This is a genomic window from Synechococcus sp. RC10A2 (assembly GCF_047502605.1).
Genome location: NZ_JANSHP010000108.1, coordinates 21,674 through 33,475, shown reverse-complemented (window position 1 = coordinate 33,475; position 11,802 = coordinate 21,674). Strand labels below are relative to the sequence as shown.

General features: G+C 60.4%; 9 protein-coding genes. 4 read left to right on the top strand and 5 right to left on the bottom strand.

Translation table 11 applies throughout. From position 1 onward, the window contains the following. Window positions 1–87: 87 nt before the first annotated feature. Both NW848_RS15330 and clpS read right to left on the bottom strand, forming a co-directional pair. Window positions 88–882, bottom strand: a complete 795-nt coding sequence (locus NW848_RS15330) for a CPBP family intramembrane glutamic endopeptidase (RefSeq protein WP_011431301.1) — start codon at window positions 880–882, stop codon at window positions 88–90. 15 nt (window positions 883–897) lie between these two features. Then, a complete protein-coding gene (gene clpS, locus NW848_RS15325; RefSeq protein WP_011431300.1) occupies window positions 898–1,179 on the bottom strand; it encodes an ATP-dependent Clp protease adapter ClpS in 282 nt (93 codons plus the stop codon). A 264-nt stretch (window positions 1,180–1,443) separates the two neighbouring features. Here clpS and NW848_RS15320 point away from each other — a divergent pair, with 264 nt between their 5' ends. Together NW848_RS15320 and NW848_RS15315 are read left to right on the top strand one after the other, a co-directional pair. Further along, complete coding sequence (locus tag NW848_RS15320; RefSeq protein WP_414403028.1) at window positions 1,444–3,171, top strand: alkaline phosphatase D family protein; 1,728 nt, start codon at window positions 1,444–1,446, stop codon at window positions 3,169–3,171. Between the two features lie 241 nt (window positions 3,172–3,412). After that, window positions 3,413–3,778 carry a hypothetical protein gene (locus tag NW848_RS15315; protein WP_414403029.1) on the top strand — a complete coding sequence of 122 codons (366 nt, stop codon included), beginning with the start codon at window positions 3,413–3,415 and terminating at the stop codon, window positions 3,776–3,778. Window positions 3,779–3,835: 57 nt separating this feature from the next. Here the strand turns inward: NW848_RS15315 and NW848_RS15310 are convergent, their stop codons facing one another. The 3 genes from NW848_RS15310 to NW848_RS15300 all read right to left on the bottom strand — a co-directional run bounded on the left by NW848_RS15310 (window position 3,836) and on the right by NW848_RS15300 (window position 8,651). Continuing rightward, entirely contained in the window at window positions 3,836–6,130 is a 2,295-nt protein-coding gene (locus tag NW848_RS15310; RefSeq protein WP_414511352.1) for a glycosyltransferase, read from the bottom strand. Window positions 6,131–6,189: 59 nt separating this feature from the next. Next, entirely contained in the window at window positions 6,190–8,133 is a 1,944-nt protein-coding gene (locus NW848_RS15305; protein WP_414508813.1) for a cellulose biosynthesis cyclic di-GMP-binding regulatory protein BcsB, read from the bottom strand. Between the two features lie 137 nt (window positions 8,134–8,270). Beyond that, on the bottom strand, window positions 8,271–8,651 hold the full coding sequence (locus NW848_RS15300) for a cupin domain-containing protein (RefSeq protein ID WP_346426066.1): 381 nt from the start codon (window positions 8,649–8,651) through the stop codon (window positions 8,271–8,273). A gap of 307 nt (window positions 8,652–8,958) precedes the next feature. Between NW848_RS15300 and NW848_RS15295 the strand changes: the two genes are divergently transcribed. Continuing rightward, window positions 8,959–10,584, top strand: a complete 1,626-nt coding sequence (locus NW848_RS15295; RefSeq protein WP_414508812.1) for a hypothetical protein — start codon at window positions 8,959–8,961, stop codon at window positions 10,582–10,584. Further along, complete coding sequence (locus NW848_RS15290; protein WP_414508811.1) at window positions 10,581–11,717, top strand: hypothetical protein; 1,137 nt, start codon at window positions 10,581–10,583, stop codon at window positions 11,715–11,717. Before NW848_RS15295 ends, NW848_RS15290 begins: the two co-directional genes overlap by 4 nt. Window positions 11,718–11,802: the final 85 nt, after the last annotated feature.

Genomic DNA, 11,802 nt, shown 5'->3' with positions numbered 1-11,802 from the left:
CCGGAATCTTCAGTTGTCTCGACCTCGATGGCGGCCCTCACCCCCAGCCCCTCTCCCTCAGGGAGAGGGGAGATGCTGCGGCGCTGCTCAGCTTCTGCCGGCAGCCAACCTCTTGAGAACCAGGAAGGTGCCGACTAGGAAGAACAGGCCCATCAAGCCGGCCAGCGGGTTGCCGCCGATGCCGGTGAGCCACTCTGGCGCTTTGCCGGTGTATTCGATCCAAGCCAAGTTGTTGACCCAGGTGATGCCCCACACCCAGCCGGCGTGCAGCCCCAGGCTGAGTCCTAGCTTGTTTTGGTTCCACACCTTGGCCTGGGCCAGCAGCAAGCCCATCAGCCATAGCCCCGGAAACTGGGGCCAGGTGGCGAGAATCTCCGCCAGCGGCTTTAAGAAATGGGCCAAAGCAAAGAGAAGGCTGGATCCCCACAGAGCGCTTGTCCAGCCGTAGTCCAAGGCCATCTCCTGCAGCAGCCAACCGCGGAACAACAGCTCTTCCGCCAGCGCCACCGCCAGGCCCACCCCTAACCCCAGCAAGCCATAGCCGAGCAGGGATCCCCCTGCCACCGGCTGCCAGCTCAGCCAGCCCAGGGCACCCTCTAGGCCAAAGAGCAGAAAAAGCCCGCCAACACCCATCCCCAGGCCCCAGAGGATCCCAGCCCGGCAGGCCCAACTCTTGTCTAAGCCATAGGCGGCAAACCCGGATCCCCACAGCCACAGCCAAAGGAGCAGCAGGGCATACAGCGGCAGCCAGAGGTACTCTCGCCCAAAGAAAAACCCCCCTAGGCCGACCCACGGCAGCCAGGCCAAAAGGGGGATCCCCAAAAACAGCAACAGGCGCAGCGGAAATGGAAAAGCTTTTAGTCTGGCAATCTGCAGGCCCACCCAACCCGCTCCTAGTTAGCGTTCCGGCTCGATCGAGCTGGTGAGGCCGTGCTGGCGCAACTGCTCGCAGTAAAACTCCGCATGCTCCCGCGGCACCACGATGACCACAGCAACGCCGTTGTTGTGGGCTTCCAGCATGATTTCGGTGGCTTGCGGCGGCAGCATCGATGGGATCACCTTCACCAGCACCTGCACCACGTACTCCATGGTGTTGACATCGTCGTTGTGCAGCAACACCCGGTACATGGGCATGTGCTTCGGGGTTACAGAAGGCTTAACCAGAGTCTCCGTAGCCACGACGATCCCTCCTTGGGTCAACAAGAGGTTCTAGAACGCAAAACCGGAAAACAGAGCCAAAAAGCAAAAAACCTTAATGGAATTTTAGCCTTCTCAGCAAGGGTTGTGAAAAGCCGGCGCACGGAGGTCGGCGTTCTTAAACAGAAGCTAACCCAGTTTTCACCGGCCCACAACCTCAGTTTGGGCGCAAAAATGCTTGACTGAGGGCGGTTGGCTGTTGTTGCGGATCCCTTTACATTTGCCTGCGTCGCCGAGGTTAGCTGTATGAGTTCCCTGCGTTCCCGTCGCTTTTTCCTGCAGTTGCTGATGTTTGGCGGTGGGGCAGCTGCCCTGGCCGCCTGTGGGGGCAACTCCAGTTCTTCCATCCCGCCGCTGGGAGAGCCCGGATTTCCCCAAGGGGTGTTTGCCGGGGATCCCACCGCTGAGGGGGCGGTGCTTTCCACGCGGGTGGTGCCGGCCAGCAGCGTGGATACGGTGCCTGTGACGCTGCAGGTGGCGGAAAATGCCGAGTTCAGCCCCATTCTGCAGCAGGTTTCGCTGACTGCCCGCCGCGTGGCCGGTCGCAACTACCGCACCGAGCCGGGCGACTACATTGCCCGGGCCGTCGTTACCGGCCTGAGGCCGGCGCAGCGCTATTTCTACCGTTTTGTCAGCGAGGGGCTTACCAGCCCTGTGGGCCAGTTCCGCACCCTGCCGGCTGCGGGCGATGGGCGGCCCATCCGCTTCTTGCACATTAGCTGCGCCAATGAGCCTCCTTTTCCCATTGGGGCAGCCCTATTGGCCGAGGTTAACCGCGGCGATATCGATTTCATCTCCTTCAACGGCGACACCGTTTACGCGGATCGCTTTTGGCTGGGGCTGGATCCCATCGGCAACCTGGAGTTTTACCGCAGCCTCTATCGGGATCAGCGGGATCCCAAGTATGCCGGGCCGGAGTTCCCGCAACTGTTCAGTCGTACCTCCTTTGTCGTCAACTGGGATGACCACGAGGTAATCGACAACTACAGCGGCCAGAAGGCCCGCGGCGGCCGCGCCGTCCAGCTCAACGACACCACCGGGCAAACCCGCGATGTGGAAGATCTCAAGGTGCTCGGCTACCAAGCCTTTTTTGAATACAACCCCATTACCCCCAACCTGACAGATGTGGCCGGTGTGGATAGCCGGGATCGGCTGTTTCGCAGCTTCCGCTACGGGGCCAATGCCGAAGTCTTTATCCTGGATCTGCGCCAGTACCGGGATTTGGCGGCGGTCACCCCCATTTTGCCCATTTTGCCTCCCGGCCTGACCCGGCAGCGTTTTTTGGAGCTGGCCGGCATTCGCCTCACGCCCGAACAGGAAACCCTTTTCTTCGGCCCACCCGGCTCCGAGCAAGCCCTGTTTAACCTGCTGCGCCGCACGCCGCGCACCCTCTTGGGAGAGCCGCAGAAGCAGTGGCTGTTCAACGGCCTGCGCAACTCCACTGCCACCTACAAGTTCATCGTCAGCGAGTTTCCCATCACAGTGACCTATTTCCGCTCCAACGACGTGTGGGAGGGCTATTGGCTGGAGCGGCAGGAGGTGATCGACTTTATCGAGCAGAACAACATCCGCAACGTGGTGTTCCTAACCGGCAACAACCATGCTGGCTTCATCGGCCAGGTCAACCCCGGCAGCAGCAACCCCATTTGGGAAGTATGGACTGGCCCCACGGGACGGAGTGTTACCGCTTTAAGCATCGATGAAGAAGGGAATCGCCTAGGGATCCCCAACGCCAGCCGCCTCTACTACCGGATTGTGAATGGCTTTCTGGCCCCTGTGAACCCTGCCAATCCAGAGGTGAGCGGGATCCCTGGCGTAACAACGGGCAACCTGCGCTTCTTGGAGCTGGCAGTGCCTAACTACAACGTCATCGAAGTGTCCGGCAGCCGCTGCACCATTCAAATCAAAGGCCCCACCGGCAGTGTTCTGACCGATCCCCTGGGACGCCGCGGAGAACTGATTCTGCCCCAGTGAGGAGCTAGACAGCTCCGGCCTAGAAAAATAGAGGGCTTTAGGCAGATTTTATCCACCCTACTCTGATCGAAATCAAGGGATCCCCGCTCTGGTCGGGATCCCTTTTTTGCGATTTTCAACATGGGATCCTTAACGTGATCTGGATCATTCGGGAGAAACAGAGTTGGCTGCTAGAGTGTGGGTGTTGAGGTGGATCCCTGTAGCCAAATCCATTCTTTCTCCGTTCTTCAGTAAGGAGGGCATGCCTATGGCTTCGGTGCGGGGCTGGTTGATGGCAAGCCTGATAGGGGCAGCCGCGGTTGTCGGGGGTGCTGCCGCCTGGGCTCAGAGCCGTAGTTTGTGGCTTCTTAATGGACAATCGACCGTAGTTACAGGCTACTTCTACCAAGGTGAAAACATCTGGGCGCAGTGCGACCAGGATTGCTTCGATGTGGATCTGGTGCTTTACGATGCCAGCGGTCAGGTGGTGGCTGCAGACGAACTGTTGGACGATTTCCCCATCGTGCAGGCGCCCTACGAGGGCAACTTTTCTGTCAAGGTGATCATGGCTAGCTGTCTCCACCCCAGTGGTTGTGCTGTGATCGTAGACTCGGACTACAGCTTCTAAAGGGGCGCCGGCTGTCCTTAACTTCGCCCCCACGGCTTGGAAAGCCAAGTCAGCAGCCTAGCCTGCTTTTTGGGTGGCTTCCTGGACTTTGGCGTGGGTAAACTTGCTTATGCCGTGGACGGTCTTCTCCCAGTAGAAGGGCTTGGTAAAAAGCTGCCACAGGGCCATATAGGCTGCGATGGAGTGGAGCTGCCAATAGATGGGGTTGAGCAGGGCATAGAAGGCCAGATCGTAGTAGCCGCGTCGGAAGACAGCCACCAAGTTCAAGTAGATCCCGATGGCATTTCCTACCAGGAGGTTGAACAAGCCTAGGTAGATCAGCCAACTGGGGAAAATGTTTTGCAGCCAATGAGCACGGGTGAGCAGCCAATAGAAAAAGAGCAGCCACATAATGGGGCTGGTGAGGAAGGTCAAGAAGCTGCCCCCTATGAAAAACTGGTAGGCCAGCCAGTTTTTAAGGCCCAGTTTGCGCAACGAGCGCAGGGGGTGGCGGTTGTGGACTAGCCAAGTCTGCATGTAGCCCTTGATCCAGCGGGAGCGCTGCCGGATCCAGTTTTTGAGGGCGCAATTGGCCTCTTCGTAGGTGGTGGAGTTGATCACCCCCACCGTGTAGCCGTGCTGGCTAGCGCGGATGCCTAGATCGGCGTCTTCGGTAACGTTAAAGGGATCCCATCCCTGCAATTCCCGCAGGCGGTCGGTGCGGAAATGGTTGCTCGTGCCTCCCAGGGGGATGGGCATTTTCAGAGTTTCCAAGCCTGGCAGGAGGTAGTCAAACCAGTAGGAATACTCCAGCGTAAACATGCGGGTGAGGAAGTTCTCGTTGCGGTTGAAGTAATTGAGAGCAGCCTGGACGCAGACCAAGCTGGGATCCCCTTTTCGGAAGGCAATGACTGCTTTTTTGAGTTGGTCGGGGTCGGGGATATCCTCAGCGTCGTAGATGGTGAGGTATTCGCCGCGGGCAAAGGCTAGGCCATAGTTGCAGGCTTTGGGCTTGGTCTTGGGCTTGCTATCCGGCACGATGAGCAGGCGCACATAGCGGGGGGGCTTGGCGGCCCGAGCAGCTTCGATGGTGGCCTGGTCGTTTTCCTCCAGTAAGATGATCACATCCAAGCGCTCATGGGGGTAGTCCAGCTTGGAGAGGGAGTTGATGAGAATTGGCATCACTTCTGGCTCTTTGTAGACCGGCACCAGGATGGTATAGATAGGCAAGTCGTGATCATCCAAAGCGGCCACTTCCTCATCGGAGATCTGGTGGAAGCGATCGGCGGATCCCACTAGGCTGAGCAGCAGTTTGAACAGGATCGAAGCGACGTAAAAAAGATTGATCAGCAGCACCAAGATCGTTAGAGTCGTCCAGGGAGCAGTGGCCAACCCCCACAGCAACAGCAGCAGCAGGCCATAGCCGACCGCAATTTGGGAGGGGGTAAACACCCGCGAGGCCGATTCCTCCGGCAGACGGGTCAGCAGCTTGTAGACTGCCTCTTGGCTGAAGCGGGATCCCTGGTCTTGGCTGAGCAGTTGCGTGATATCCTGCTCGGTGCCCAGAACTTTTTCAATTCGCAACCCTGGCCGCCAGCTGTAGAGCAGCTCATCCACCGCCCAGTCCAGGGGGTCATTGACCATCACGGTGAGGGTGTTCTCATCCGTCCAGGTCAAGGGGTAGAAGAGGTGGCGCATCATCAGCTCGGGCTCGAACTGGCGGCTCAAGCTCTCGTCGCGGTAAAGCAGCCCTGTCCCCATCAGCTCCGAGACGGAAGGATAGCCCAGCAGATGGGCTAGGATGCTGAGATACTCGGGAGTCGAGAGATAGCTCAGACGGGTCAGCACCTGCCCCAGGTTGGATCCAGTGCGGCGGCGGATGTCCAAAGCCTGCTGCCACTGCTCCAGAGTGAGACGACTGCCCAGCAGTTCGGCAGAAAGCTTGCGTTCGAGGATAACTGTCAGGATCTGCTTTTCAGTGGCCGGGATCTCCCAGAGTTTTTCCACTCCTGGGCACAGGCGTTTCACAGCCTGCCAAACGCCGGGGTAGCCCGGCTCTTCAGTGGCCACGACAACGGTTTGCGGGTTGAGCCAGCCACAGGGCAAAAAGCGCACCGGTATGAGATCGCCGGGCTCGACTAGCCAAGGCAGCTCCAGATCCAGGGGGTGCTTGAGCAGCCAGTCCCGCAGCTTGGGCCGATCCAAAATCTGGCGACACAGGTCGGCGAACTTGTCGGGGTGCATGACCCGCAGGCTCCAAAGAGCCCTGGGCAAGGAGCAGCCCACCTCTTCCCGGTACTCCTCGGCTTCCGCCAGTTGCTGCCGGGTGAGGTAGCCTGTCTGCACCAGCCAGGACTTGATCGACTGCAGCATGGCCTCGAAGTTTGGGTTCGGCTTCAGTCTGGCTTAAGCGCAAGTCCGTGACTAGCCCCCTACGAGGGGATTGGGGATTCGGGGCGGCGGGCCAAGCGTTGGTAGGTATTCCAGGCCCCTACTGCCAGCAGGAGAGCCAGCACCAGCACCAGCCAGTAGCGGTACTGCCACAACAGGAGCTGCCAACTGAAGCGGCCTGGGTAGCGCACCCGATAGCCTTGAGGAGTGAGATCCCAACTCTGTACCTGGGTGAGCTGGGGGGTGGCAGCGTAGGCAGTGAGCACATTTCCCTGCAGTTGGTTGGCTAGGCGACTGCGCGGATCGGCAAGGCCGCGGCTGAGGCGTTCTGCCAAAGCTGGATCGGATCCCCACCAAGACAGCCACAAGGTGGGCCTGCCCTGAACCAAAAAGTACTGCAGCAGGCCGAGGCTTTCCTGGGGCTGAGCGGCCAAGGCCACCTGCTGGTTGAGGGGATTGATGATTTCAAACTGGGATCCCAGCCGGATGGGGCTATTAAGCTCCACCTGATCTGGCCCAGCCACGATCACCTGCCAGGCAAAGTTCCCCGTCTCCAGGTTGGCTTCCTCTTTGGGCAAAACCTCAAGGGTGGGCAGCAGGGGTCGGGCAGCCAGCCGGCTGAGGGCACCGACCAGGTAGGCGGCAGCCGGCAGCAGTTGGGGATCCCCCAGCCCAACCCGTCCAGATCCCTGCAGCACCGCCGGGATCTCCTGCAGCTCGCCGTTGGGGGCTTGGTAGCCACTCCAGAGAAGGCCAGAGCTATCGGAACGCACTTGCAAGGTCAGCGGGGTCAGGGATCCCTGGCAATTACCGGGGCTGGCGCCATAGTCAAAGCGGAGCTCCAGTTGATTAAAGCGGCGCAGCAGGCGGGTGGGTAGGGTAACGGTCTCGTTGAGCTGGGTGCGCCCGGTTAGGTTGTAGGTGCGCAACAGAACGCCATTCAAGAACACGTAGCCCGTCAGTCGATCCCCCACTCGGCCATCCACCGGGTTCATGATCACATCCAGTTGCGCTGCCAGATCCCGCGGGCGCCCCCCCAACTGGGCCAAGTTGAAGTTGAAGACCAAAGACTGGCTGCCAAACCCCCGCAGCAGGGGATCCACAATCCCCAGCTCGCGCAAGCTGAGGCGGTTGGCCCTGAGGGCCCTCTCCCAGTCTGCCACCGCCGCTACCTGGATCCCACGGCTGACCAGCCCGGCCCGCTTCCACTCTTCATAGAGGGCAAGAATGGCCTCGCGGCGGGCGGCCACCCGCAGCCGGGATCCCTCTGGGGTAATCTGATGCTGCAGGTGGGGGGTAAAGTTGGCCGGTTCCAGAATCACCTGAGGTCCTTTGGCTGGACGGCTGCTCCAGAGGATGGGCGTTTGGGGAAAAAGGTGGGCCAGCAAGCTGTACAGGCCCAGAGCTGCTTCCGCCACCTCAGGAGAGGGGTTGGCGGGCACCACCAGGGTGAGCTGGGGGTACATCAGGCGCAGAAAGCCGGCCACAGTAGCATCGGGCACGCGGGGCACCAGCTCAAAGAAGCTATCGCGCCCCACCCTCAGCAGCAGGTTGCCGGTGTTGAGGTCGGCGCAGATGTCGTCGGTGATGCTCAAAAACGGCTGCACCGACACCGTGATGAAGCGCTCCCCTGGGGGCAGGGCCGGGATCGGCACCCGCACCACTGGCTCCTGCCGCAGATCTTGCACCAGGAAGATACCCGCCAGCTCGTCATTGATCAGCACCCGCACCGTGGACGTAGGTTTCAACACCGGCGAGGGATCCAGGCGCAACTGGACAAAGCTGGCTTCCGGGTCGATGCCGTTGATGGGCGCAGGGACGGTGACATCCAGGCGCGGGTTGGATCCCTGCAGCAGCACCGAACGCTCGTAGCCCAGCCTCTGGAAAGAAAGAGGCTCCGCCCCCACTGCCTGGGTCGGCACGCAGCAGAGCAAGCCGGCCACCAGCCATCCCCACCGCCTTCTTGCCTGCCTCACCTCAGCCATTTGCTGGATCCCCAGAACCTGCCCCGACGACAAAAAAAGCCTAGACCCAAAGCAGGGGCAACTGCCAAGCTTTTAGAAGTATATGGCGCAATAGTTATCAATTGGCCACAGGAGAGCCCTCTCGCTCAGGAACTGGCCTAGGCGCGGGCGTAGTCGTCCTCGAAGCGCACGATGTCGTCCTCGCCCAGGTATTCTCCGTTCTGCACCTCGATGATCACCAGGGGAATGGTGCCGGGGTTTTCCAGGCGGTGCTTGGTGCAGGGGGGAATGTAGGTGGATTCGTTGGAGTTGAGCAGCATTACCTCCTCGCCCCGGGTGACGCGCGCCGTACCCCGAACCACGATCCAGTGCTCGCTGCGGTGGTAGTGCATCTGCAGGCTGAGGCGATGGCCGGGCTTGACCTCGATGCGCTTGATCTTATACATCGGGCCTTCATCCAAGACGCAGAAGGAGCCCCAGGGGCGGGTCTCAGCCTGGGAGGGCAAAAGCTCCAGCGCCGGAATTGCCGCGTCGTTCATGTCCCGCACAGACTGTAGCATTGAGGTCACACCTTGTTCCAGTTCAAAGACTTCCCTATCTTCACCTGCAGCCCGGCCACTGTTCATCGACCATCTTGCTGAACCCAATACGCCAAAATGCGTAGAAAAAACGCCTCAAAAAAGGGAAAACTAGTCTAGCTTTGTAGGGATCCCAAAACACGTCCATCGATCCCAAATAGTTTTTCTGAAACTTGTTGGCATTAAGTCACTCCTTGGGATTCGATGAGGTGTTCAAGTCTCCTAGAACTAATTGTGAAGTTTAGCTAAGTTTGTTCGTGAAGCATCTATGTTTGCAACTCAGCTTAAAGCCTTCTGGAGGCTCGTTGCGCCGGTAGGGATCCCCTTGCTGCTCCTGGCTGGTCTCTTGTGGGGGCTGAAGGAAGGCTGGGGCTGGGTGAGCCTGGAGATGCAGTTTCTTGGCTACAAGGGATCCGTAGCCGCCCTGGGGCCGGATCCGCGCCTGCCCATTGTCGGCACCACTTTCCCCCCCTCCCTGGTGCTGGCCACGGCCATTTTGGGGCGATCGCCGCTGTTGCTGCAGGCCATTTTGGGAGCCCTGTTGTTGGGCTGGATGGGGCAACAGTTGCGCCGTCTGCCCGCCGGCCTGGGGTGGCGCTGGCTGTGGGGCTTGTTGCTGCTGCTGCAGCCAGCTTTGATCCTGATGCTGCTGCGTAGCCCCGCCTGGACAGCTACCTCGCTTTTGCTGGGGGTGAACATGGCTTTGTTGTTCCCTCTGGCCGAGGAGAGACGAGCGGCGGAGAAGGACGAGCTGACCGTTACGCTGCGGCTGCTGCTCATTGGCCTGACCTTGGGGCCCCTGATGGTGCTGCGCTGGGAAAGTAGCTGGCTGCTGCCCTGGCTGGCGATAGCGCTGCTATTGGCTTTTCGCCGCGAATCCTGGGGGTTTCGCTGGGCTTCGCTTTTGGTGGCAGGCTTTGTCAGTCTGGCCTTGATCCTGAGCTGGCTGTACGTCAACTGGCTGTCGGTGGGGGATCCCTGGGCCTTTACCTTTCAGGTGGGCAGTGGCCTGCGGCTGCCCCAGTTGCGGGAAGACTTACAGCAGGTAGGTGGCTGGCGGGGGCTGCTTGAAGCGGGAAAGTGGCTGGCGCTGCTGGCTCCTGCCTATTTGCTGTTGGGGATGGGATCCCTGTTGGGTCACGGTTCGGGCCGCTGCGTCTGGATCTTGATCTGGGGGACGCCGCTGGTGATCCTCTTAGCTTCCCTAGGGCAAGGGCTGTTTCTGCCAGAGCTATGCCGTTTTGCTGTTTTCTGGGTACCCTTGCCTCTTGGGATGAGCGCCTACCTCGCTCGTGGAGCTGGTCCCCGTTGGGCTAAGTGCTTGTTGATCACTGCTCTCTTGGGGCTGAACTGCTTGACTGCCGGCTATGGGCTAAGCCAAGAGTCGGGTTTTTGGGCGCCCTTGGTAGCCGAAGAGCGGGATCTCTGGGAGCGACTGGTGGCAGAGGTAGCACCCATAAGCCCCCAGTTAGAAGCTGCCCAAGACCTGTACGAAGTAACTCCTAGCGGGCAAGCTCTAGAAACATGGCGAAGACAGCGCCAGGAAAAGCGCCAGGTGGGGCAATATCTCCGTCGCCACCTATTGCCCGGCGAGAGGGTGCTGGTGGACGACGACATCCACTTTGAGGCTATCTTTTGGGCAAGGGATCCCCGCTCTTTCCTTACTCCTCACCAGTACGAGTTTGCCCTGGCCCTTCAGCATCCCCAGGAAAGGGTGGACTACCTCTTGGTAGCGGGGCTGGCGGATCCCTTGCGGAGCGCCGATCGCATCCTGCAATTTTGGCCTGAGCTCAATTTTGAGGGGCTGCCGGGCTTCAGGGAGGTTTATAGCTCCCCCCAAGTGCGGCTGTGGGCTCGCCAACACCAAGAGGAACCGCAGGAGGAGAGGAGATGAAAAGGAGACGATCCTGGCAGCGGCGACAGGTGCTGCAAGCGGGCGGAGCGCTGCTGGCTGCCTATGGGGTTGCCGGCTGTGGCCAGGAGTTTTTGAGTCAGCAGGGGAGTCGCAGCCCGGAAAATGCCGAGACGGGAAGCATGAACTTGTCAGAGCTGCTGGCCCGCTGGCAGGTGGGCATTGGCGAGGATCCCGGTCGCTTTCTCTGGGAGATTGAGTCGGATCCGCAGGTGGCGGCAGTGGCGCAGGGGTGGGATCCCCATTTCTTGAGCGGCTGGCTCAACAGCTTTGACCACCGCCAGGGGGATCTCTCCTTCTGGCGCAACTGGCACCAGGCCGGGCTTCTGCGGCAGTGGTTTGAGCGGGGCTACAGCCTGCACATCATCACCTGGGAAGACGACACCCACCGCCCCTGCGGCGACTACCACATCTCCCAGCAGTTTATCCAAGACGTAGCCGAGCTGGCGGGGTATATTGCCCAAGCCAACCCCCAAGGCCGCCCTACCTACTGGAGCTTGGCCACCGAGTTTTCCTATTGGCGGATCCCTGCCGATACCTACAACGCCGACACTGCCCCCTACTACCAGGCTCTCATGCGCAACGTCCTAAGAGCTCGCCAGGCCATCAAGGAGCGTTTGCCAGAGGCCGAAGTGGCCCTCTGTTGGGGCGGGTGGATTGCCACCTTCGACGATCCCCAGCGCGGGTCGGGGCGCAGCATGGTGGAGCCTTTTGCCGAGACGATGAGCCGGATGGACGGGATCGCCTTCCAGTCCATGCGCCAGCGGCGGCCAGGGGAGTTTAACCCAGAGCTGAACGGGCCGGATCCGGGCAACCCTGAGCAGATCCGCCTCTGTTGCCATCTCTTTGCCCCCATCCACTCCAACCTGATGTTGGCCCACTACGAGCCATCGATTAAGGACAAGCACCCCAACGGCGGTCGGGCCGACACGGTCCAGGTGGACTTTGCCATCATGAGCCGGCGGGAGTGGCTGCAGGAGGTGTCGCAACTGGGGCTGCGGCGCCTGTCCCTGATGCACTACGGCCTCTACAAAGGGGATCCCTATGGAGCGCTGACGGCAGCGCGGCAATTTCGGGCCCGCGTGGGTTTGCCGGCTGTGGCCCAGGGGGTGTAGGGAAAGCCCTGTGGGCGACGGCCCAAAGCGGCCTTCTGCCGATACAATCCCCCTCGGCGGCGCTGCTGTTGCCGGGAAAAGAAGA